The sequence below is a fragment of the Endozoicomonas sp. YOMI1 genome (assembly GCF_024606345.1).
Lineage (GTDB): Bacteria > Pseudomonadota > Gammaproteobacteria > Pseudomonadales > Endozoicomonadaceae > Endozoicomonas.
The window spans coordinates 1-23,507 of sequence record NZ_JAHHPM010000565.1 but is presented as its reverse complement, the minus strand read 5'-3'; the positions used below and the strand labels follow the sequence as shown (position 1 = coordinate 23,507).

At 49.6% G+C, this 23,507-nt stretch carries 16 protein-coding genes; 7 read left to right on the top strand and 9 right to left on the bottom strand.

Annotated features, from left to right (window positions below):
• From hisC to KDK15_RS19870, 4 genes are all read right to left on the bottom strand, one after another.
• Window positions 1–1,116 carry a histidinol-phosphate transaminase gene (gene hisC / locus KDK15_RS19885; RefSeq protein ID WP_257297137.1) on the bottom strand — a complete coding sequence of 372 codons (1,116 nt, stop codon included), beginning with the start codon at window positions 1,114–1,116 and terminating at the stop codon, window positions 1–3.
• 391 nt (window positions 1,117–1,507) lie between these two features.
• Window positions 1,508–2,665 (bottom strand): ankyrin repeat domain-containing protein, encoded by a 1,158-nt coding sequence (locus KDK15_RS19880; protein WP_257297136.1) that lies wholly within the window; start codon window positions 2,663–2,665, stop codon window positions 1,508–1,510.
• Between the two features lie 132 nt (window positions 2,666–2,797).
• Window positions 2,798–4,321, bottom strand: a complete 1,524-nt coding sequence (locus KDK15_RS19875; protein WP_257297135.1) for an ankyrin repeat domain-containing protein — start codon at window positions 4,319–4,321, stop codon at window positions 2,798–2,800.
• Window positions 4,322–4,368: 47 nt separating this feature from the next.
• Entirely contained in the window at window positions 4,369–4,668 is a 300-nt protein-coding gene (locus KDK15_RS19870; RefSeq protein WP_257297134.1) for a hypothetical protein, read from the bottom strand.
• Between the two features lie 518 nt (window positions 4,669–5,186).
• On the opposite strand from KDK15_RS19870, the gene KDK15_RS19865 reads away from it, so the two are divergent.
• Window positions 5,187–8,636 (top strand): hypothetical protein, encoded by a 3,450-nt coding sequence (locus KDK15_RS19865; RefSeq protein WP_257297133.1) that lies wholly within the window; start codon window positions 5,187–5,189, stop codon window positions 8,634–8,636.
• A 159-nt stretch (window positions 8,637–8,795) separates the two neighbouring features.
• On the opposite strand, the gene pheA is transcribed toward KDK15_RS19865, so the two are convergent.
• From pheA to gyrA, 3 genes are all read right to left on the bottom strand, one after another.
• Window positions 8,796–9,881 (bottom strand): prephenate dehydratase, encoded by a 1,086-nt coding sequence (gene pheA, locus KDK15_RS19860; protein ID WP_257297132.1) that lies wholly within the window; start codon window positions 9,879–9,881, stop codon window positions 8,796–8,798.
• Window positions 9,881–10,966: a 3-phosphoserine/phosphohydroxythreonine transaminase gene (gene serC / locus KDK15_RS19855; protein WP_257297142.1), complete on the bottom strand. Its 1,086-nt coding sequence runs from the start codon at window positions 10,964–10,966 to the stop codon at window positions 9,881–9,883. Before serC ends, pheA begins: the two co-directional genes overlap by 1 nt.
• Before the next feature lie 180 nt (window positions 10,967–11,146).
• Window positions 11,147–13,756 carry a DNA gyrase subunit A gene (gyrA, locus tag KDK15_RS19850; protein WP_257297130.1) on the bottom strand — a complete coding sequence of 870 codons (2,610 nt, stop codon included), beginning with the start codon at window positions 13,754–13,756 and terminating at the stop codon, window positions 11,147–11,149.
• Window positions 13,757–14,137: 381 nt separating this feature from the next.
• Here gyrA and KDK15_RS19845 point away from each other — a divergent pair, with 381 nt between their 5' ends.
• The 5 genes from KDK15_RS19845 (at window position 14,138) to KDK15_RS19825 (ending at window position 18,956) form a co-directional block, all read left to right on the top strand.
• On the top strand, window positions 14,138–14,527 hold the full coding sequence (locus KDK15_RS19845; protein WP_257297129.1) for a hypothetical protein: 390 nt from the start codon (window positions 14,138–14,140) through the stop codon (window positions 14,525–14,527).
• 243 nt (window positions 14,528–14,770) lie between these two features.
• A complete protein-coding gene (gene ubiG, locus KDK15_RS19840) occupies window positions 14,771–15,484 on the top strand; it encodes a bifunctional 2-polyprenyl-6-hydroxyphenol methylase/3-demethylubiquinol 3-O-methyltransferase UbiG (RefSeq protein WP_306800415.1) in 714 nt (237 codons plus the stop codon).
• 91 nt (window positions 15,485–15,575) lie between these two features.
• Window positions 15,576–16,286: an HAD family hydrolase gene (locus KDK15_RS19835; protein WP_257297127.1), complete on the top strand. Its 711-nt coding sequence runs from the start codon at window positions 15,576–15,578 to the stop codon at window positions 16,284–16,286.
• Window positions 16,287–16,335: 49 nt separating this feature from the next.
• The gene (locus tag KDK15_RS19830; protein ID WP_257297126.1) at window positions 16,336–17,079 is read left to right on the top strand and encodes a YciK family oxidoreductase; all 744 of its coding nucleotides are present in this window, start codon (window positions 16,336–16,338) and stop codon (window positions 17,077–17,079) included.
• Between the two features lie 182 nt (window positions 17,080–17,261).
• A complete protein-coding gene (locus tag KDK15_RS19825; protein ID WP_257297125.1) occupies window positions 17,262–18,956 on the top strand; it encodes an HAD family acid phosphatase in 1,695 nt (564 codons plus the stop codon).
• Here the strand turns inward: KDK15_RS19825 and cydC are convergent.
• Window positions 18,946–20,640, bottom strand: a complete 1,695-nt coding sequence (cydC, locus tag KDK15_RS19820) for a cysteine/glutathione ABC transporter ATP-binding protein/permease CydC (RefSeq protein ID WP_257297124.1) — start codon at window positions 20,638–20,640, stop codon at window positions 18,946–18,948. The two genes, KDK15_RS19825 and cydC, sit on opposite strands and share 11 nt — an antisense overlap.
• On the bottom strand, window positions 20,630–22,441 hold the full coding sequence (cydD, locus tag KDK15_RS19815; RefSeq protein ID WP_257297123.1) for a cysteine/glutathione ABC transporter permease/ATP-binding protein CydD: 1,812 nt from the start codon (window positions 22,439–22,441) through the stop codon (window positions 20,630–20,632). The genes cydC and cydD overlap by 11 nt, the downstream gene beginning before the upstream one ends.
• A 152-nt stretch (window positions 22,442–22,593) precedes the next feature.
• Here cydD and trmJ point away from each other — a divergent pair, with 152 nt between their 5' ends.
• Window positions 22,594–23,376 (top strand): tRNA (cytosine(32)/uridine(32)-2'-O)-methyltransferase TrmJ, encoded by a 783-nt coding sequence (trmJ, locus tag KDK15_RS19810; RefSeq protein ID WP_306800413.1) that lies wholly within the window; start codon window positions 22,594–22,596, stop codon window positions 23,374–23,376.
• Window positions 23,377–23,507 lie beyond the last annotated feature (131 nt).

Below are 23,507 nucleotides of genomic sequence, written 5' to 3'. Positions count from 1 at the left end.
TTACGACGACTGGCCAAGAACCTGGCTCAGCGCTTCCAGACAACGACGATTTTCTTCCGGTAAACCAATGGAAATACGAAGGTGCTCAGGCATGCCGTAATTGGCCACTGGCCGAACAATAATGCCCTTTGACAACAATCCTTCATAGACCGGCATGGCATTGCGCTGGAGATCAATGGTAATGAAATTACCCGATGAAGGGATCCAGTTCAGCCCCAAACCTGCAAAACCCTGCTCCAGGAATTCCATCCCCTGCTGATTAATCTCAATGGACCGCTGAAGATAAGCTTCATCTTTCAGCGCAGCAACCGCGCCGAACTGAGCAGGAAGATTCAGGTTAAATGGCTGCCTCAGACGGTTCAGCACATCCGCTATGTCAGGATTGGAGATCGAGTAACCGACCCGCGCCCCCGCCAGACCGTAAGCTTTGGAAAAGGTTCGGGTAACCACCAGATTTGGATAGCGGTCAAGCAGGTCAACACCATTAGGCAGGTTACCTGCGACCCCATACTCAAAATAAGCCTCATCAAGGACAACGATGACCTCTTCCGGCACCTTGCCAAGAAAACCCAGCAGTGCCTGTTCGCTAAAACTGGTACCGGTCGGATTATTCGGGTTTGCCAGAAACACAATTCGGGTATTGGCTTTGATCGCTTCAGCCATGGCCTCAAGATCATGGCCATAGTCAAGGGCTGGAACCACAATACCCTCAGCGCCTGTTGCCTTCACCGCCAGAGGATAAACAACAAAAGCATACTGAGAAAAAACCGCAGAGCTATTGCTGTCCAGAAAAGATTCCGCCAGAAGCACCAACACATCATTAGACCCATTACCCAGGGTTAATTGTCCGGGTGTTACCTTCAGTTTTTCTGCCAGCGCCTGTTTTAACTGATAACTGCTGCCATCCGGATAGCGGGCCAACTCGGCAAGGGAGTTGGCCATTGCTTTCACCGCAGAAGGCGGTGGGCCAAGAGGGTTCTCATTACTGGCCAGCTTGACAATATCCTCAACCTTCAAGCCCTGCTCTCTGGCAAGCTCCTCAATAGGCTTGCCTGGTTGATAAGGACTCATTTCGCTTACTCCGGGAACCGCCAGCTGCAGAAAATCACAAGACATAATTTGACCTTCAGTTGGGTTATTGAACTTGAAAACGGGCTCTCCCACCATCAATTACTGCAGACGATGAAAAAGCCATTTCCAACTCATGGCAATTTTTATTGATTATGGAAAATTTCAGAGGTTATACGCTTGCCAGGCAAAAACAGCCTGCCAAATGCTGCCAGAAGGCTGTCCAAGAATAGACTGCCCTACGCGGCAACTGCTCCTTACTCTATTTTGCAGTTTTTATTCCAAAGAATCACGTTCAAATCTGTTGACAATAAAGTCAATTAAGGGTCATGCGCAGAAAATAAGAAGAGGCCAGTCTTCTGCTGCAGCTCCAGAGTCAACCCCGGCAAGACTCTATTAGCACTGCAGCAGCAGTGATGGTGTAAGATCTACCATATTGCTAATCAAAAATAAGTTTTCCCATCAAAGGCTCATAGATATAGTCCTTTAGCAGCGGCGGCTCCAGCGGCGGCTCCAGCGGCAGCTCCAGCGGCAGCATCGGCACCGATTTCGACAACGGTTGTCCGGTTTCTTTCCGGTGTTCAACCAGACGCGAGCGGATAGAGGCCCGGGCGCAGGCCTGAAGTGATTGGGGTTGAAAATTACCCGGCTCATTATTCCGATTGATGTTGTCAAACCTGCCAGCCGCTGCCAACAGGACTTTCATGTTGCCAATTTTGCCCTTGGCAAAATTCAACGGTGTATCCCTATGCCAGTCTCGCGCCTTACAGTTGGCACCCTCAGCCACCAATAGTTGTACTTTCTTGCCCGAACCACTGTTTGCTGCCAAATGTAACGGGGTCCATTCTGTACTTTTTTGTCTGGCTTCAAGGTTGGCCCCCTCGGACAAAAGCACCCCCAGATACCGCAAGTCGTGGCAGTTTTCGCTAGCCGCAAAGTGTAATGATGTCCGTTTAAATTTATCAGCAGCCTCAATATTGGCACCTGCAACCAAAAGCTCCTTGACTACCTCCAGTCTGTCGCTATTGGAAACCGCACAAATTAGTGGCGTTGCTTTACCATTATCCCTGGCCTCAATATCGGCTCCCCGGGCCAGCAGCTCTTTCGCAATCTCCCCGCTACCGGCTCTATGCAGCGGAATCTGGCCTGCATCATTGCGGGCATTAACGCAGGCACCTTTGTCGAGAAATACCTTTAACATCTCCAGATCGTCTTGATGACAAGCCGAGAACAGTGGCGTGTTTTCGTCATTATCCCTGGCCTCAATATCGGCTCCCCAGGCCAGAAGCTGGTTCACAGCCTCCCCGCTACCGGCCCTATGCAACGGAGTTTGACCTAAATGATTGCGGGCATTCACGCTGGCACCCTCAGCCAGAAAAAGGTTGAGAACTTCCGGGTTTTCCGACATTAACGCCAGAAACAGCGGGGTTTTGCCAGACCAGTCCCTGGCCTCAATATCAGCTCCCTGTTCCAACAACGCCTTCACCGATGCCAGGTCGCCATCCTCGGCTGCCTCGAGCAGATTTTTGTCCTCCGGGGACAGTTCGTCTGTTGTGCCAAACAGGGTATTTATAACGTTTCTCACCAAGGTAATCATAACTACTTCCACCTCTTCCAGTGTTTACTTATCGCCAGGTTCAAAGCTGCTTTTTTGATCCTAGCTCCAACTATTGTCAAAAAGATAATCTCGGGCGGAGTTTAACTACCAGTAAATATACTGCCGCTGATTTCAGATAAGTTTTTCCATCAGTGGCTTATAAAGATAGACTTTCAGCGGCGGACCCAGCGGCAGCGCCTGCACCGATTTCGACAACGGTTCTCCGGTTTCTTTCCGGTGTTCAATCAGGCGCAAACGGATAGAGGTCCGGGCGCAGGCCTGAAGTGATTGGGGCTGAAAATTACCCGGCTCATTGTCCTGATTGATGCTGTCAAATCTGCCAGTCGCTGCCAACAGGACTTTCATGTTGCCAATTATGTCCATGGCCAAATCTAACGGTGTATCCCTATGCCAATCTTGTACCTTATAGTTAGCACCCTCAGCCACCAATACTTGTACTTTCTTGCCCGAAAGACTTAAAGCTGCTTCATGCAACGGGGTATATCTTGTAATTTCTTGCCTGGCTTCCAGGTTGGCTCCCTCGGACAGAAGCACCCCCATATACCGCAAGTCATGGCACCAACCGCTAGCCGCAAAGTGCAATGGTGTTCGTTGAAGTTCATCAGCAGCCTCAATATTGGCCCCTGCGACCAGAAGCTCCTTGACCACCTCCAGTCTGTCAATATTTTTAATCGCACAAATTAGTGGCGTTGCTTTGCCATTATCCCTGGCCTCAATATCGGCTCCCCGGGTCAGCAGCTCATTCACAATCTCCGGGCTCCTGGCATTATGCAATGGAGTCCGGCCTGTATTATCGCGGGCATTAACACAGGCACCTGCAGCCAGAAGTGCCTTTACCCCCTCCAGACTGTTTTGTCGATTAGCCGAAAACAGTGGAGTTTGTCCGATATGATCCCTGGCCTCAATATCAGCTCCCCTGGCCAGAAGCTCCTTCACAACCTCCTGGCTGTGGGCATTATGCAACGGAGTTCGACCAAAACAATTGCGAGCATTAACGCTGGCACCTGCGGCCAGAAGCACCTTTACAACCTCACAGCTGCCTATTTCAGAAACCACAGAAAACAGTGGAGTTTCTTCATGATCACTCCTGGCCTCAATATCAGCGCCTCTGTCCAGCAGCGCTTTCATTGCCTCTTTGCAACGGGCCCTATGCAGCGGAGTTTCGCCAAAACAATCGCGGGCATCAATACTGGCACCTGCATCCAGAAGAACGTTGAAAACTTCCGGGTTTTCTGATTCTGCCGCAAGGGACAGCGGGGTTCTACCATTCACCTCCCTGGCCTCAATATTGGCTCCTCCGCCCAAAAGCTCTTTCACAACCGCCTGGCTACGGGCCTCATGCAATGGAGTTCGATGATCACAATCGCAGGCATTAACACTGGCACCTGAGTGCAGAAGAAAGTTGGCAACTTCCGGGTTTTCGGAAATTACCGCCAGAAACAGCGAGGTTCTGCCAGCCTGATCCCTGGACTCAATATCAGCCCCCTGTTCCAGCAAAGCCTTTACCAATGCCAGATTTCCATGGCTGGCTGCTTCAAGCAAATCAAAACCACTGTCGTTTAATATTCCGGTAACTTTCAGCACTTCCTGTGTTTGCCTATCGTCTGGCACAGGACTGCTTGAAGGGGCATGCATCACTGGCTCCAACTATTTATTGTCAAGACGATAATCCCAAGAGGAGTTTAAGTACCAACTACTGAAACAAACACAGCTGACAAGTGTAGATAAGTTTTACCATCAGGGGTCAGGGGCTCGTAGAAATAAGCTTTCAGCATCGGGTACAGTGTCAGCTTCGACAACGATTTCGACAGCGGTTGTCCGGTTTTTTTCCAGTGTTCAACCAGACGCAAGCGAATAGAGGTCCGGGCGCAGGCCTGAAGTGATTGGGGCTGAAAATTACATAATTCGATATGGCGATCCCTTCTGCCAATATATCTGTCACCCGAATCCAACAATGGATGGATAATCCGCAGCCGCAGCATTGATGCCAGTGATGAGGCGAAGACTGCGTATGAGGCTGATCCTCTGAAAGCCGAAATCCTCAGCTCCCTGGAAAGCGAAAATGTTATCAATTTTGGTGGCTTCGTGGGGACTGCGGGAGCATGGTTGGCAATCCTGATGTCGATCAGAATCACAACTGGTCAAAATCGTTAGCCATAGCGCCACCCAGAGCCAGCAGCTGCCCCAATTTCCCATTGAGTTCTATTTTTTTTGAATTTTTTTGCGATAAAAATGAACCTTTTTTATGCCTGATAATCTAATTAAGTCGTGCTACTTTTCCCGTGCGAATTCCCAAGCACAGCAATGCAGGAGCAATTGCCGCCCAAGAGGCTGTCCGAGAGTAGACCGCCCTACTGCGGTGGCAGATTATTGTCGGATAGCCTCCTGGATAGTTTGGCATTTTCATTATGCAGGGTGACCGAAAACACGGATTACCAATGCTCATGACCAGTCATGTGCAGTTAGACATTTAACAATGATAATTTTTGGAGGCTGTTTCATGATTAATTCAACCGGTAATCCACCGATCCCCCACTCTGATCCAACGCAACCCCCTGCTGCCAAATCCACACGATTGGCAATCCAGGGACCACCAACCAGTTCTCGGCCAAGTTCTCCTTTTGCCGGGAAGTGTGTCACCGTTGCCAAGGGTAGCTCTGAACCCATTGAGCCGGAATCCTCAACATCCGCAGTTGCCATATCTGCACGGAGTGTCGAACCCGGTTTTGCCTCTGGGCCTTTACCGGGTGACTTTGTGAACTGGGGGGAATTGCACCAGCAAATTAGAGAAAGTCTAACTTTCGACAATGTGTATCTGTTCGCTGTTTATCTGAATCTTCCGTTAAATAAATTATTGGAACTCGACCGAAAATTGCCGAATCGGCATGATTCAAACGCGCCTTTTCGGCTACTGGAACACAGTTTAATTCAGAAAAACCGTAAGCTAACCCATGAACAACTGCTCATAATGCTGGCGGGTATCACAAGATCAGACCTGGTTAAATTGCATTGTGAAAAGTCTGGTGTTGCCGTTGACCAGAGTCGGTTCTTGTCTGACTGGCCTGCCTGTGTACAGGCTGCTGATACGAATGCTGCGCAGAATCAGGAACTGGATTTTTTCAAGCTGCATCAGAGCTTAAAAAAAGACGTCAGCTGGTTTTTGTTTCATATTCCGACGACAACACTGGCCTATGCTGCCGGATACCCGGAACTGATGGATGATCAGGATATTCAATGCCTTGAAAAAAAACACAACGTTCAGGCAACCGAACTCCTGCTGAAGAAAATTCTGGATAAAAACGGTGGGAGCATAACCACAAATGAGTTTGCCAAAATAATGAGCAATCCTGAGATTATGGCCATAAATTGCCCATACCTGCTCATTGAATCACTGAAAGGAAACACAGTACCTTATCTTTCCAGAAAAAACATAGCCTGGGAGAAGCAGCGTCGATATCTAGCGTACAGTCTTTCAGAGCTAGGGATTAATGCTGAACATTTTGGTCGTGCTCTCGGGGTACCGTTGCACATGATCCAGAAGATTGTTAATAGATCCAGGATAAAGGGAGACACACCAGGGAACTTCGGGGCTTTACTTGAGCAGGCAGTCCACTACTGCGTACCTGGAATCAAGCCGGGACATATTTTCCAGGCGCTGTTGACAGCAGGCAGTGCCAGCGGCTGTCGCGAGAAGTTAGAAAAGTGGCTGGAAAAAGAAAAAAAATCAGAAAAAAAAGAGGCACGTTTGCCCTGGCTAAACGAATTCCCACCTGAAGAGTTACCTAAACTCAAACCACTCTATCAAGATGACAACCCTACCAGGATTGTCAGTTCGCAACCGTTGACCCTGGATTTTTTGCGTCACTTACCATTAAGCCATAACTGGTTTTTGATTGGTTTAGCCATGGGGCTATCAGCGGATGAACTGGAAAGCATTGGTGTCAGGACGATCATGCAAAACGGTTGGCTAGACCAACGTAAGCTGAGCCTTGCTGCTCCGGCATTATCCAGGATACTGGTTCAAAAGGGGTTGGAAACAGGTCATCTTTACCAGGCACTGAAAATTCTGGACGATCAGGCAACACTGGCTTACTTTCCAGAGCATCCGGATGGCCAGCCGGAAAAAAAATTACCCAGAAAGATCGCTAAAGCCATTTCACAGGGTCAATTAATGGCCCGGGCTGTTCCTTATTTCGGGTCGGAAAACATAAAATTTCTCAGTGACATGATCAGCACAGATGCAACAAGTCGAATTACATTCAAATCATTGAAAAGGCCATTCACTGCCAATCCAGCTACTGAATCGCCTCCCCCGAAGGTACCAGAAACAGAGCCTTCCACTGTTACTGCAAACAACGTCGCCCCGATGCTTGAACAGAGTGTAATCTCCGGTACTGAATGTTCCCAGCTGCCTGAAGCACAACTGGACGGCACTGTATACTGGGGCAATTTGGACTATAAAATTACCCGGGGCGTATCACCCAGGGAGCAGGTACTGTTTGCCATATATCTGGGATTTCCACTAGCAGATATTGCCAATATTGTAAAAACTGTAAGTCATCGGCAATTTGCGCAGGATAACTATTTATCCCTGCCTGCCTTAAATCGACAAGATGGGTCAATCCGGGAAAAACTGAAGATAACCCATAAAAAACTGCTGACAATGCTGGCGGGTATCTCAAGATTAGATCTGATTGAACTGCACTGTAAGAATTTTGGTATTGTATTTGACCAGAGTCGTTTCTCGACTCAATGGCCTCCCGCTGTAAAGGCTGTTGATACCAATGCTGCGTTGGATTATCAGCTGGATTTCTTCAAGATGCATCAGATCCTTAAACAAGATGGCTATCTACTTTACACAGTTCCGATGGCAACAATTGCCTTTGCGGCCGGATACCCGGAACTGATGATGGATCAGGATCTGCAAACAATCTCAAGTAGCGACAATGCACTGTCAACTACGATCCTGCTAAAAAAAATTCTGGATAAACAAGGGGGCAGCATGACCACAAATGAGCTGGTGAAAATAATAAGCCACCCTGAGATTATGGCCATCAGTTGTGCACATCGGCTGATTGAGGCCTTAAGCGGAAATCCAGTATCTTTTAGCCTTATAAATGAAGGCACATTGAGTAGACAAATGTTTTGTTTGGCTGAAGGAATTGCAAATATCAAGATACCTGCTGACGCCATTGGTAATGCCCTTGGGGTATCATTGCCAATAATCCAGAGCATTCTCAAGCAATCATTTGTCGATGAAGCCACCCGTATGCAGATATACAATCTACTGTGTGCTGCAACTCATTGTCAGCCTGGGCTGACTCCGGCACATATCTTATATGCTCTGCACGAAGCTGCCGGATCCACACGCCTGGAAAGAAAGTTAAATCGCTTCATTACAATTAACAAAGAAAAATTGTCTTTATTTCTGGAGCCCAATCCTGAACAGCCACCTGCCATCAAACCACTCTATCGCCAGGATGATGACAGCTCTGCCACCACGGCCGGTTCACAACCGCTGACCCCGGATTTTTTGCGCCGTTTGCCATTGAGCCATAACTGGTTTTTGATTGGTTTAGCCATGGGATTGTCCGTGGATGAGTTACGGAATATCGATCAAAAGACCAGCCATACATACCATGACGACCAGAAAAAAAAGCATAGCCTTGCCGCCTGTTACCTGTCCGATAAACTTGCAGAGCTGGGTAAGAGGGGCGTGGAAACAGGGCATCTCTTTCAGGTATTGCACAATTTGGATGATCAGGTGGCGCTGCATTATTTTCCGAAGCATCTGTCAGCCCCGCCTGAAAAAGCATTACCAGAGGACATCGCTAACGCCATTGAACAGGCAAAATCAATACTCAAGCTGCTCAACACAGTCGATTCAAAAGAGTTGACAAAAATTCTGTCTGGTTATAATCGTTACGATCAGATGAAACTAGAGTTCTGATATATGCAGCAAAGGCTTGCCGTGGAAATCCCCGAGACACGGTGGGGATTTGTACCAGCAAATTAATCAGGATTGTCAACGATCAAGAACTGTAGAATCACGTGTTAAGCTTCGCCAGCTCCATACTGAAAGCTGGCGGGCTTATTAATACAACAACGATTAGAGGACACCCTTGGGATAAGAACCAAGCACACAGAGGTCATTGGCACGCTCCCCCAGCTTCTCCAGCACCTTGCCAACGACAGGATCATCCTGATGACCTTCAAAATCCACAAAGAACACATAGTTCCAGATTCCGGTTCTGGATGGGCGGGTCTCAACCCGTGTCAGGTCGATATTGTGAACATGGAAAGGCTCAAGAATCGCATGCAGCGCTCCCGGCTGGTTGCGCATGCTGATGACCACTGACGTTTTGTCATCACCACTGGGTGGAACCGGCTGATTGCCAATGATCAAAAACCGGGTTGAATTATCCGGGCGGTCTTCAATTTTTTCAGCAATCTTTTCCAGACCATACATTTCCGCAGCCATATCACCGGCAATAGCCGCAGAATTCCACTCACCCTTGATCCGCCTGGCTGCTTCTGCATTGGAGCTCACTGCCACCCGCTCAGCCATTGGCCAGTGAGAGTCCAGCCACTTGCGACACTGAGCAAAAGACTGGGCATGGGAGTAGATACGGGTAATATGATCCCGTCGGGTATTTTCTGAAATCATCATGTGTTGATGAATGCGCAGCACCACTTCACCACAGATCTTCAGTGAAGAGTCCATAAAGCTGTCCAGCGTGTGACTGACCACACCTTCGGTGGAGTTTTCAACCGGCACCACACCATAGTTGACCGCACCAGCAGCCACTTCCCGGAATACCTCATCAATGGCCGCCATGGGCACGCAAACCGCAGAATGGCCAAAGTGTTTCAGGGAAGCCTGCTGGGTAAATGTGCCTTCCGGCCCCAAAAAGGCCACCTTAACCGGATCTTCCAGGGCCAGACAGGCCGACATAATTTCACGAAACAGGCGGGCCATCTCTTCGTCATTCAAAGGCCCGTCATTCTTCTTCATGATCTTACGAAGTACCTGAGCTTCGCGCTCAGGACGGTAAAACACAGCAGAGGGATCAGCTTCTGTTTTTACACGAGCCACTTCCTGGGCACATCGCGCACGTTCGCTGATGAGATCAAGGATTTGCTGATCCAGCGAATCAATTTGAATTCGCAACTGCCCCAATTTCTCTTCTGCCATTATCCATACCGCCGTTCAAATTCTTTCATGAAGTCAATAAGAGCATCCACATGCTGCTCTGGCACTGCATTATAGATACTTGCCCGCATACCGCCTACTGCCTTGTGTCCTTTCAGGTAACGAAAACCTTCCTGTTCAGACTCGGCAAGGAACGTTGCATCCAGTTCTGGCTTGATCAGCGTAAAAGGCACGTTCATCCGGGAGCGCCAGCCCGGACCCACTGGGTTCTGATAAAAACCGGAGCCATCAATCTGAGCATATAGCTTGTTGGCCTTACGCTCATTGAGCATATTTATCGCTTCAAGCCCACCCTGTTTTTTCAGCCATTTAAAGACCAGACCGGCAAGATACCAGGCAAAGGTCGGTGGCGTGTTGTACATAGAATCATTGCCAGCCTGCAGCTTATAGTCCAGCACCGCAGGACACATCAATGAACCGCGCTCCAACAGATCATCACGAACAATCACCACGGTAAGGCCTGCCGGGCCAATATTCTTCTGAGCGCCAGCATAAATAACACCAAACTTGCTGACATCAACCGGGCCAGACAAGATATTGGAAGACATATCCGCAACCAGCGGCACATCCCCCGTCTCCGGTATAAATGGAAACTCAAGACCACCGATGGTCTCATTGGGCGTATAGTGCAAATAAGCGGCATCTTTACTTATCCGCCACTGGTCTTCGGCAGGCATGGCATTAAAGGCTCTGTCCTTGCCATCAGCGACAATATTCACATCCAGGTAGCGCTGAGCTTCTTTGATGGCTGACTGAGCCCAGTAACCACTGTTGACATAGTCAGCAAAAGTCTTATTTCCTTTAAGGTTTAATGGCACAGCTGCAAACTGCCCCCGGGCTCCTCCCTGAAGAAAAAGCACCTTGTAGTTATCAGGGATCTTCAACAGATCACGCAGGTCTTTTTCGGCCTCATGGGCAACCGCGAGAAACTCCCTGCCACGATGACTCACTTCCATCACAGAAGCGCCCACATCCTGCCAGTTCATCATGTCATCCCGGGCCTGCTGCAGCACCTCATAGGGAATTGGTGCAGGTCCGGCTGAAAAGTTGTAAACCCGATTATCCAGCTGCGCCAGAACATCATTTACATCATTTGTTACACCATCTATTACACAAGGCTTCACAATGACTCCCTCTCGACTAAACAGCAGTTTACCCTGGTCATTACCTACAAACTCTCTAATTCACTCTGAGTGACTGTATTATGATGAAAAACGCCAGCACTGGGCTGGCGTTTTTTCAAGCTATCAGGATTCTACCGTCCCTTCGTTGGCAATGGGATCGTCCTGCCCTTCAGCCTCTGAATCAAGTTCAGGAGCATCCACAGCCTCTGGTTCCTCAACACGGGCAACACCCACCAGTTTTTCACCTTCAGAGACACGAATCAGCGTAACCCCCTGGGTATTACGACTCAGCGAAGAGACGCCATCGACCCCGGTTCTGACCAGTGTTCCCTGGTCAGAAATCAGCATGATTTGTTCGCCGCTCTTCACCTGGACAGCGCCAACGATTTCACCGTTACGCTCAGTGCACTGCATGGAGATAACCCCGTGACCACCACGACTGGTAAGTCGGAACTCATCAACGGCAGTTCGCTTGCCATAACCTTTGGCACTGGCAGTCAGAATCTGAGTATCCTCCTCCGGAATAATCAAGGAGATAATCCGCTGACCTTCAGGCAACTTCATGCCACGGACACCACGGGCTGTCCGGCTCACGGCACGAACATCGGTCTCCTCAAAGCGAACCGCCTTACCACCATTAGACAGCAGCATCACCTGCTTTTCTCCTGTGGTAATTTCAGCCCCCACCAGTGTATCACCTTCATCCAGACCCAGTGCGATCAGGCCGGAGGAACGTGGGCGGGCAAACTGCTCCAGAGGTGTCTTCTTAACCGTACCATTGAGCGTCGCCATAAAGACGAAATGACCTTCGGTAAACTCTTCCACCGGCAACATGGCGGTGATCTTCTCATTCTGTTCCAGCGGCAGAATATTGACGATCGGTCGACCACGGGAGGTTCTGCCAGCCTGGGGGATCTGATAGACCTTCAACCAGTAGACCTTACCCTTGCTGGAGAAGCAGAGGATCTGGGTATGGGTGTTAGCCACCAGCATGTGCTCGACGTAGTCCTCTTCCTTAACGGAAGCCGCTGACTTACCACGACCACCACGACGCTGTGCCTGATAGGTATCCAGAGGCGTTGTCTTGGCATAGCCACCGTGGGACAGGGTAACCACCATATCCTCTTCATCAATCAGATCTTCTACCGTCAAGTCACGACGGGAGCTGGTGATCTCGGTACGGCGCTCATCGCCAAAATCATCCCGAACCTGCTCAAGCTCTTCCCGAATCACAGATCGCAGCTTCATTGGGTCACAGAGGATCAGAATCAGTTCGGCAATTTTCTCCAGCAACTCACGGTATTCAGACAGAAGCTTTTCATGCTCAAGACCGGTCAGTCGGTGCAGCCGCATTTCCAGAATGGCCTGAGCCTGGACTGGCGACAGGTAATATAGTCCATCCCTGAGACCGTAAGCCTCAGGCAGATCATCCGGACGACAGGCGTCAGCACCGGCACGCTCGGCCATTTCCATCATATGGCCGGGATTCCAACCTTTAGCGATCAGCTTTTCTTTAGCCTCCGCCGGTGTTGGCGAGTCCTTGATCAGCTGAATAACCGGATCGATATTGGACAGGGCAACCGCCAGACCTTCCAGAATATGGCCACGCTCGCGTGCCTTCCTCAGCTCATAAACGGTCCGGCGAGTAACCACCTCACGGCGGTGGCGGATAAAGGCTTCCAGGAATTCTTTCAGGTTGAGCAGCCTGGGCTGACCATCAACCAAGGCGACCAGGTTGATACCAAAGACGGACTCAAGCTGAGTCTGGGCATAAAGGTTATTGAGTACCACCTCGGCATTTTCACCGCGGCGAAGCTCAATAACCACACGCAGACCGTCTTTGTCAGACTCATCGCGCAGCTCGGAAATACCCTCAATCTTGCGGTCTTTTACCAGCTCGGCAATCTTCTCAATCAGGCGTGCCTTATTCAACTGATAAGGGATTTCGGTAACGATAATGGTGCTTTTGTTTTTCTTTTCATCGTGCTCGATATCGGCCCTGGCACGAATGTAGATTCGACCACGACCGGAGCGATAGGCCTGAAGGATACCGGCCCGACCGTTGATAATCGCCGCGGTAGGGAAGTCAGGACCCGGGATGTACTCCATCAGGTCATCAACCGTCAGCGCTTCATCATCCAGAAGCGCCAGACAGCCATTCACCACCTCGGTCATATTGTGAGGCGGGATATTGGTGGCCATGCCCACCGCGATACCGGCCGAGCCATTCACCAGCAGGTTAGGGACACGGGTGGGTAAAACGGCAGGAATCTGCTCTGTGCCATCGTAGTTAGGCACATAGTCTACGGTTTCCTTGTCGAGATCCGCCAGCAGCTGATGGGCGATCTTGTCCATCCGGATTTCCGTATAACGCATCGCTGCGGCGGAGTCACCGTCAATGGAACCGAAGTTGCCCTGGCCATCAACCAGCATGTAACGCAGGGAGAAAGGCTGCGCCATGCGAACAATGGTGTCATAGACCGCAGAGTCACCATGAGGATGGTATTTACCAATCACATCCCCGACCACACGGGCAGATTTTTTGTAAGGCTTGTTCCAGTCGTTGCCCAGTTCGCTCATGGCGAACAGTACGCGCCGGTGCACGGGCTTCAGCCCGTCACGTACATCAGGCAGGGCGCGACCAACGATGACACTCATGGCGTAGTCCAGATAGGACTGCTTGAGTTCATCTTCAATATTTACCGGGAGAATCTCTTTGGCAATTTCAGTCATGGAAACCCAGTCGTCCTTTTGCTTACGGCCAACAGATAGCGGTCAGCATCCATTCCAGTTCTGTGGACCAGGATACCGATAATAAAGTCTTATCCAAACAGAAAAAATGCTCTTTCCCAGAGCATGTCAATGGAATGATCGCCTAAGGTAATTGATTTTCAAAACCACGATGTTACCACAATTCATGCCTTATCCGCGAGATACATCAACCACTTTGGGAGCATGTTTTTTGCCTGTCCATCAATGGCACAGAGTACTAACAGCTTTCAGGAAATTGTCAAAAATGTGTCAGCAGAGTGAATCTGTTTTTTTTCCTGAACCAGTCTAGATTTGAAGTAAGCACTGACGCTTAACACTTAAACTCAACAAAGGATTGTTACCATGCAAATTGGACGTGAATTCCTCTTAAAAAATAATGTTGACCCGGCCATATTGGACCAAGTTCTTGAAAATCCCTATTTAGACCCCGCATCAGCCCTTGGGTCAGCCCCTGGGAATGTTGAACTTAAGGCGAAATTTTTTGGGGGAGAGCGGTCTGTCAAAATGCTCGGGAACTATGTCAAATATTTAGCTGATTGCATCAACAAAGGAGAGAAAATAGACCGCAATCTTGCTGCAAGACTTGCCGAGCTTGCTGAGAAGAATGCTGAAGAGGCGAAAAACAAAACAAAACCTGCTGAAACAGCGCCTGCTGAAAAAAATGAGCCTGCCGTTGTAGCAACCAAACCAGGAAAACTGGACCCCAGCCGTCTCAAACCCTTCGAAAATTAACAGCGTTGACTATTGACAGACAAACGCCTCAATAACGAAACTTCAAAAAGGCTGTACTTGAAGGTTCAGCCTTACCTCTTCCTGATCACATTAACCTCAACACTAAAGTTCAATTTTTCACTCCCGGGCAACTCCAGAACTCAACATTGTGGTCGGCTGCAGGATTAACGGTATAATCCGCACATATGGCAGCCCTGACTGCCTCAATCACACTGCTTTGACGGATCAGAACCAATGCCCAACATGCGCTCAGCCCAAAATGTGGACCTCGGAGAAATCGCCAAGTTTGAAGAACTGGCCAGCCGCTGGTGGGACCCGGACAGTGAGTTCAGACCGCTTCATGAGATCAACCCCCTGCGCCTAAATTATATTGATGAACGTGTTGGACTGGCCGGAAAACAAGTGGTTGATATTGGCTGCGGTGGCGGCATCCTGAGTGAGTCCATGGCCCAACGGGGTGCCCATGTCACCGGCATTGATATGGGCGAAGCCCCCCTGTCTGTTGCCCGCCTGCACAGTATGGAAAGTGGCGTTGAAGTGAACTATCGCCGAATTACCGCTGAAGAGCTGGCCGAAGAGATGCCCGGCCAGTTCGATGTGGTGACCTGCCTGGAAATGCTGGAGCACGTTCCCGATCCAGCTTCCGTCATCAAAGCCTGCAGCAAACTCCTGAAACCCGGTGGACAGATCTTTTTTGCCACCATCAACCGCAATCCCAAATCATTCCTCTTTGCCATCGTCGGTGCGGAATACATACTCAAACTGCTGCCAAAAGGCACTCATGAGCACAAGAAATTTATCAAGCCCAGCGAGTTAAGCCGGGACATGAGAAAAGCCGGTCTCACTATTCATGACATGACCGGGATGACCTACAATCCTTTGACTAAAGTGTACCGACTTAACCCGAAGGATGTAGACGTCAATTACCTGATTTATGGCTCAAAGCCAGTATCATAGCCAACACCCTCTGATTGATGACACAGTTTCTGGCAGAATCGTATTGAAGCAACCAAAACCACTGCCTTTAGGGAAACAACCAAGAGTAACGATGATGAAAGCCATTGAAGGCGTTTTTTTTGATCTGGACGGTACCTTGCTGGACACTGCAGAAGACTTTGTGATTACCGTGAATCAAATGCTGGCGGATCACCGGCACCCGACGATGGATGGCCATTTGATTCGGCAGAATGTTTCTGCAGGCTCCCGGGCGCTGATGAAGCTTGCCTTCAATCTCGGGCCCGGCGATGAGCTGGAACAGAAAAGGGCTTTGTTTCTGCAATACTATGATCGGCATATCCAGGATCATAATCGTTCAACCTTCGCCCGGCCCTACCCTGGCATAGGATCACTGATCGAGGAACTTGAGCGTCGGGATATTGCCTGGGGTATTGTCACCAATAAACCCAGATCCTATGCCCTCTCATTGATCCGGCAAATTGGCCTGCTTGAGCGAAGTCATGCCATTGTCTGCCCGGAGGATGTCAAAAAGCCGAAACCAGACCCGGAAGCCCTCTTTCTTGCCTGTCGGCAGTCCGGTAGTTCACCACAGTTCAGCGTCTATATTGGCGACCATCTTCGTGATATCGAAGCTGGAAAACAAGCGGGCATGATCACCGTTGCCGCGCATTATGGCTACATTGCCCAAGGGGACAACCCTGCGCAGTGGGGTGCAGACCTGAATATCGACAATGTCCAGCAGCTGCACCGCTGGTTCGAACAGCATAACTGGCAAATCATTAAAGACAGGTCTCATGCCTGAAAGGCTTTATGAGAATAGCGCAGCAAACTAAAAACCAGGGAGTAGCATCATGTTTACCTACCAGGCTCCGAAAGACCTGCTAAAGGACAAAGTCATACTGGTAACCGGAGCCGGCAGTGGCATTGGCCGGGTCGCCGCCCTCACCTATGCCCGCCACGGTGCCACCGTCATTCTGCTGGGCAGAAACACTGAAAAACTGGAAGCGGTGTATGATGAAATCGAACTCAATCAGTGGCCACAGCCAGCCATCTATCCACTAAACCTGGAAAGCGCGGGTGATATCGATTTCAGTAATCTTGCAGAAACCATTGAGAACGAATTCGGACGCCTTGACGGTCTGTTACACAACGCCAGCCTTCTTGGCGAGCTGAAACCCATCAGCCAGTTTCCCACAGAAACCTGGCTGCGAATCATGCAGGTTAATCTGAATTCAGCCTTTATGATGACCCGGGAACTGCTGCCCCTGCTACGTCTGTCAGAAAAGGCGTCGATAATTTTTACCTCGTCCGGAGTTGGTCACCAGGGACGGGCTCACTGGGGAGCCTATAGCGTGTCAAAATTTGCCACTGAGGGTCTGATGCAAATCGTGGCGGATGAGGAGGACGGCATCAGCCCTGTTCGTGCCAACAGCATCAACCCCGGTGGCACCCGTACCGCAATGAGAGCGGCTGCCTTTCCGGGAGAAGACCCGGAAACGCTACCAACACCAGAAGACATTATGCCGGTTTACCTTTACCTGATGGGGGACGATAGCCAAGGCATTAATGGCCTGGCATTTCATGCCCAGCAGTAACAATGCATCCAACGGCCCTGGCTGAAAGCCAGGGCGTCAAACAATTGTTTCGACGACTTTGTCAATAAAAAAGAACTTATTCATCAATAAACTCAGAGCAAACGCTTCCATAGACTTTATTTCTTTTCGTCTATTCTGATGCGGTCATTCTTATCTCAAATAGAATTATCACAATCAGAATTATGAAAATTCGACGTTTTATAGAGAAGCAAGCCGACAAAAAGGTGTTGGCCGCTCTTTTACTTTTATCATTAATCAGCTTACAGCCCCTCTTTGCTGATAGCTTTGATCAGAAAGCTTTAAACAATGAAGTTATCATTGCCGCAAACTGGCAACAGCACTCAGGAGAATACTGCGCTTACTTTTACCAGAGTTTTAACAGCGCAACTGATCAACTGGAGGCTATTTTGACAAGAACACCTGAAGGTAAAAAGCCTGCAATAATCACCGATATTGATGATACGCTAATACCAGGCACTGGTTATTTTACCAGTATGGTTGACACCAATGAATCCCGAAATATTGAGCGATCCAGGTTCTGGTGGAATCATCAAGAGGCGAAAGCCCTGCCAGGGTCCGTTGACTTCCTGCAAAAGGCCAATAGTCTGGGCATAGAAATATTCTATATCAGCGGCCGTTTCAATGATGTTAAAACCATTACTATTAATAAACTTAAGCAATTGGGTTATCCAGTTAACAGTGAAAGTCATGTGATTCTACAAGCAGAAAAAAACATTACCCTCAGCAAAGAGGACAGACGCCAGCAAATCATAAAAATGGGCTACCACCCCATCATGCTATTTGGTGACCAGCTGGACGATCTTGGTGAGGTAGTTAAAGGCCTTTATCCTGAAAAGAAAAAGTGGGTAAGTCAGCATCAGGATAAACTTGGCAGCCAGTGGTTTATTCTGCCAAACACCGTTTATGGATTCTGGGAAGAAGCCATCAGCAAAGACTACCGAACACTGAACCCTGAAGAAAAACACAGGGTTCGCATCCAGCAAGTTAACGACACAGAGTTACCAATAGCTATTCCCGAAGGCTACCGGCAGCATATTATAATGGCCGATCTCTGGGTAAGAAAATCAGCAGATTTCAATGCCACCGCCCTTCAGACCTACAACTTTGCCAGCAAGGCACTTGAAGCCCCTGAAAACCGCTATGCCACTGACCGGGCAATTATTGTTGATATTGATGGCACGCTAATAGACTACCCTCCGAACCACTTAATTCCACCTCTTTGTAAAACATTTCCTGAACCTGAAGAGAAGATGAGGAACTATGAAAAACAGCTTCAATCTACCTCTATTCCCGGAGCCAGAGAGTTTTTAAACAAAGCGGCCGCACTGGGTTATGAAATCTTTTATTTGACGGCCCGGGAACACTCTTCCGGCCGCCCGGGCCATAAAGGGGATGTAGAAAACTTCACCTTAAAACAACTTGTTTCCAATGGATTCCCCAAAGTTACACCGACTAACCTGCTGAACCGCTCCAAATATTGTCCAGTCAATAAAAAAAGCTGTGATAAAGAACACCAGCGAAAAGCCATTATGTCCGGAAGGATCAATGGAAAAAAATACGATGTCAGACTGTTTGTCGGTGATCTTCTGGATGACTTTGATTTAAAAGAAAAAGGGTTATCACCATTTGACCGGGCTTCAGTTGAAAAAACCAAAAACTTATACGGAAGAAGATATTTTATTATTCCCAATCCGGTCAACAAAACCTGGATGAGGCACTACTATTCACAGGTTGCAGGAAAAGATATTTGTCGGTTGAGTGATCAGGAACGTTCTGACATTCGCAAAAGCTTAATAGAAGATTGGCCTGAAAAAGATCTATACGTCAACAGGCCCCGGCATCTCGTTACCGATTGATTAAACTGCCGTTTTCCATTCGGAAGACCTGATCCATCTTTTCCAGGGCAGTTCTCTTATGGGTGATCATAATGATGGTACTGTCTTTGAATTGACGCAAAACAGTATCCATCAATGCCTGTTCGCTGCGGACATCCAGCCCCTCACCCGGCTCATCCATCACCAGTATGGGGGCCGGTTTCAGCAAAGCCCGGGCAATGGCCAGACGACGCTGCTCTCCGCCGGATAAGGCAATGCCGCCCTGCCCCAGCCAAATATCCAGCAAATCACCATCGTTTTCCCTGGCAGCAGCAAGCCCATTCAGACCTGAAACTTTAACGACTGCTAAAAGCTCCTCATCACTTGCCGCTGGTGCAGCCAACAGCAGATTCTCCCTGAGCGTAGTACTGAACACATGCGTTTTCTGAGGAACAAACGTGATGCCCCGGTAAAGTGCCTGTTCTGACAATCCCTGAATCAGCTGCCCATCCAGCGTAATCCTGCCTCCAGCTGGGTCCAACCCACGGTTCAATAACTTGATCAGCGTTGATTTACCGCATCCGGTTTTGCCGAGCAGAGCAACATGGCTGCCTGCAGGAATGTGAAGTGATAGCTTATTAATGACTGGCTGGTTATTGGCATAGCTGTCATTGGCATAGCTACAGGAGACCTCCGTAAACTGAATCTCACCTTTTAATACTTCTCCAGTCGCCTGCTCCGGGAATACAACCACCGGTGAATTAACCACCTGGCGCAAACGACTGGCCGCTTGTCGTGTATGACTGAGAAACTGAAAGGCAACCGGTAGCGGCATTAGCGCTTCAAAACTGGCCAGCATCCCAAACACCATCATAACCATGACCGGCCCACTGAACAGGGCTGCACTCATCTCACCGCTGGCAATATACAACACCAGTAATGCCGCAGCACCGGAGCCGGAAACAAACAAGGCTGAGCCGAACCCTTCCATCACTGCCATTCGGGACTGGTCGGCAACCAGTTTCTGTTCCGATTCAGCCATCATGGCACGACTATTGGCATCACTGCCGTAGATCTGCTGTTCAGCCATACCCTGCAGATAATCCAGCACCTCCTGGCGCAAACGCGCCTGCCTGACACCCATTGATTCCCCGGTCCTGCGACCCAGGACATAAAACAGCAGGGGCATGGAGATAATCCAGAGCATCATCACCAGCAACACCGCCATTGCCACCGCAGTACTGAAACAAGCGATAAACAGTGAAAACAACAGAGCAACAGTAACAGCAGACAGTAATGGGCTGACCATCCTCAAATAGAGCTGATCCAGAGCATCAATATCAGCCACCAGCCGATCAAGCAGCTCACCTTTACGGTACTGTCCGAGCTGCACTTGGGAGAGTGGAATCAGTTTACTGAAAAACCAGCTGCGCAGGCCCGACAACAGCCGGAAAGTGGCATCATGGCTTACCAGACGTTCTGCATAGCGGGCAGCGGTACGGGCAATGGAAAAGCCCCGAACGCCCGCCCCCGGGGTAAAGAAGTTAAAGGTCTGGGCCGTGGTAAAGGTCAATCCGGCGATGGCCGTGGCAGTAATAAACCAGCCGGACAGTGAGAGCAGACTGAGACTCGCCAGCAGGGTAACAATCGCCAGCAACACACCTAATGACAGCATCCCCAGATGCTGACGGTACAATTTCAGGAAAGGCCACAGGTCATTCATCATCCAGACTCCTCTGACCAGAATGCATACTGATGAACTGCTGAAACAGAGAACTTTCCCTGGCCAGCGTTGCTGGAGAACCGTCAGCCACCAACCTCCCTTTTTCCAGCATCAGTATCTGATCCATGGCCTTGAGCTGGCTGATTCGATGGGTGATGGTGATAACAGTGCAATCATCAGGTATGGCATCCAGGGCATCCAGCACCAGGCTCTCACTGGCAGAATCCAGGCTGGCTGTCGGTTCATCCAGAATTAATAACCGTACAGGCAGCACCAGGGCCCTTGCCAGGGCAATCCGCTGGGCCTGACCAACCGACAGGTTACCGCCCTGCTCTTTAAGTGCACTGTCCAGGCCATCCGGCAGGTTAGCCAGAATATCCATACCCTGGGCCATGGCCAGCGCGTCGAGGCACTGCTCACGGGAAACTGTGCGTCCAAAGGAAATGTTGTCATAAACTGAGCCGTGGATAATCAATGGCTGCTGACCCAACCAGGCAATCGCTTTACGCCAGCTTTCCAGCCGGGTATCCGCCAGCGATTGCCCACCTATCTTGATTTCACCCTGATAGTTCCAGAAACCCATCAGCGTATTGATCAGCGTTGTTTTACCGGCACCGCTGCTGCCAATAATACCAACCCGGGTTCCGGGTTCGATCTTAAACGACAGACGATCCAGTAAAAGCTGATGTTTATTTTCTACATCTGCCGGCAATGAGCTAACTGCGGATTTTATGGTTGCCGAAACGGATAGTTCTTTTGCCTCCAGGGTCAGGGGCATTGCTTCTGGCAAAGACACCCCCCCATGGTGTACCTCCGATTCTTTCCGGGATAGTACATCCAGAATCTCTTCCGTCGCACCAACTGCTTTGGCCCTGGCATGATAATAGGTTCCCAGCTCCCGCAGCGGCTGATAATACTCAGGTGCCAGCAGCAACAGAAACAACCCGGTATACAGCGTCACTTCACCACCAAAGGTAATGTGGCCCAGAAAACTCATCCCCAGAAATACTGCTACCAGCGCAATGGACACCGAAGCAAAAAACTCCAGCACTGTTGATGACAGAAAAGCCAGACGGAGTACCTGCATGGTTTTTATCCGAAAGTCTTCACTGGCATCGGCCAACTGTGTTTGTGCAAAGCTTGTTCGCTGAAAGAGTTTCAGCGTTTCCAACCCTTGTAGCCGATCAAGAAAGAAGCCCCCCAAACGTGAGAGTGCCTGAAAGTTTTGCCGGTTAGCCTGTGCGGCTTTCATTCCTACCAGAATCATAAAAACAGGAATCAGTGGCGCCGTTACCAGGAAAATAATGCCGACCACCCAACTCCGGGGGAAAGCAACCACCAGCATAATGGCCGGTATCATCACCGCCAAAGCCATCTGAGGCAGGTATTTGGCAATAAACTCCTGAAGCTCTTCCACCTGTTCAACAACAATAGCCGACCAGCTACCGGCAGGCCGCTCAGCAATCACCAGAGGACCAAGGCGGCACAGCTTATCCAGCAGTAGTTTACGCACTTCTACCCGAACACAGGCTCCTGCCCGAAAACCACAAAACTCACGCCCCCAGGTACAGGCTCCACGAGCAACAACCAACACCAGAACCCGGAAAAAATCTTCCGTCAGCATCTCCCGGGTTGCCCCCTCCATCACCAGCTGATGGATCATTCCTGCCATGATCGAAGCCTGCATAATCAGCAAGACACCATTGAGCAAACCAAGGCCCATGGAGGTCAGTAGCCATTGCCGGGCCGCCCCTATCTGCCTTAACAACCAGCGATAGGCCTGCTTTTGTGTACTTTGACTCATCTTTTCAATGTATTTCCCGGACTACTGACCACGTGCAGTGCATTGTACATAACTCGATCGGTACTCACCACGAGCATACAGACTGGTTTTCAAGTACTTCCGCCCCCTATAATTACCGGTCAAATTAACTATTTGGTTTATACCTGTCCAAAATGACAGCCTCTTCAGTCATTCAACCATTGGTCACCATGCTTCAAAATATTCGCATCATCCTTATCAATACCTTCCACCCCGGCAACATAGGCTCCGCTGCCCGGGCCATGAAAACCATGGGCCTGAGTGACCTCTGCCTGGTGACACCGCAACGATTTCCCGCAGCGGAAGCGGACTCAATGGCAGCCGGAGCCCTGGATGTGCTTGAGCAGGCCCGGGTATTTGACTCTCTGGATGAAGCCATTGCCGATTGCTCTCTGGTCATTGGCACCAGTGCCAGAACACGCACCCATTCTTTTTCACGCCCAATGCTGGGGGCTGAAGCGTGCGCTGAGAAACTGCTCTGTGACTCCCGTCAATCTCCCGTTGCCCTGGTATTTGGTCAGGAAACCATGGGCCTTACCAACAGCGAACTGGAAAAATGCCACTTCCATACCAGTATTGATGCAAATCCGGAGTATCCGGTACTTAATGTTGCCTCAGCCATTCAGATTCTCTGTTATGAAATCTTCAAGGCGTCGCTGAATAAAGAGAACCACTGGCAGGGTGAGAAACCGGAACAGAAATACCCTCTTAATCAGGAGCTGGAAAAGTTCTACGAGCACTTGGAAACCACACTGACCGACATCGATTTTATTATTCAACAGCACCCGGGACTGGTCATGACCAGGCTTCGTCGCTTTTTCAACCGCGCCCGCCCCGAAGCCAAAGAGCTGAATATGTTGCGTGGCATTCTGGGAGCCGCCCAGAAAGCATCCGGAAAAAACCGTAATAATGACTGAATGTGCTGCGCATACCGTTGAGGAACTCAACCCAATTGCCTTTCCCCTGGTTAACCGCTTTTTTAAAAAGAACGGGCACAAATATTCATGGCCGATTTATTTTCGGCCACCCTCAGCTATGAAAATATATT

Excerpts from the sequence above, each read along its gene's own strand:
- gyrA (WP_257297130.1), bottom strand. The coding sequence starts at position 13,756 with ATGACTGAAATTGCCAAAGAGATTCTCCCGGTAAATATTGAAGATGAA.
- cydC (WP_257297124.1), bottom strand. The coding sequence starts at position 20,640 with ATGATGAATGACCTGTGGCCTTTCCTGAAATTGTACCGTCAGCATCTG.
- KDK15_RS19865 (WP_257297133.1), top strand. The coding sequence starts at position 5,187 with ATGATTAATTCAACCGGTAATCCACCGATCCCCCACTCTGATCCAACG.
- hisC (WP_257297137.1), bottom strand. The coding sequence starts at position 1,116 with ATGTCTTGTGATTTTCTGCAGCTGGCGGTTCCCGGAGTAAGCGAAATG.
- KDK15_RS19830 (WP_257297126.1), top strand. The coding sequence starts at position 16,336 with ATGTTTACCTACCAGGCTCCGAAAGACCTGCTAAAGGACAAAGTCATA.
- KDK15_RS19880 (WP_257297136.1), bottom strand. The coding sequence starts at position 2,665 with ATGATTACCTTGGTGAGAAACGTTATAAATACCCTGTTTGGCACAACA.
- KDK15_RS19825 (WP_257297125.1), top strand. The coding sequence starts at position 17,262 with ATGAAAATTCGACGTTTTATAGAGAAGCAAGCCGACAAAAAGGTGTTG.
- trmJ (WP_306800413.1), top strand. The coding sequence starts at position 22,594 with ATGACAGCCTCTTCAGTCATTCAACCATTGGTCACCATGCTTCAAAAT.
- ubiG (WP_306800415.1), top strand. The coding sequence starts at position 14,771 with ATGCGCTCAGCCCAAAATGTGGACCTCGGAGAAATCGCCAAGTTTGAA.
- pheA (WP_257297132.1), bottom strand. The coding sequence starts at position 9,881 with ATGGCAGAAGAGAAATTGGGGCAGTTGCGAATTCAAATTGATTCGCTG.
- cydD (WP_257297123.1), bottom strand. The coding sequence starts at position 22,441 with ATGAGTCAAAGTACACAAAAGCAGGCCTATCGCTGGTTGTTAAGGCAG.
- KDK15_RS19845 (WP_257297129.1), top strand. The coding sequence starts at position 14,138 with ATGCAAATTGGACGTGAATTCCTCTTAAAAAATAATGTTGACCCGGCC.
- KDK15_RS19875 (WP_257297135.1), bottom strand. The coding sequence starts at position 4,321 with ATGCATGCCCCTTCAAGCAGTCCTGTGCCAGACGATAGGCAAACACAG.
- KDK15_RS19835 (WP_257297127.1), top strand. The coding sequence starts at position 15,576 with ATGATGAAAGCCATTGAAGGCGTTTTTTTTGATCTGGACGGTACCTTG.
- KDK15_RS19870 (WP_257297134.1), bottom strand. The coding sequence starts at position 4,668 with ATGCTGCGGCTGCGGATTATCCATCCATTGTTGGATTCGGGTGACAGA.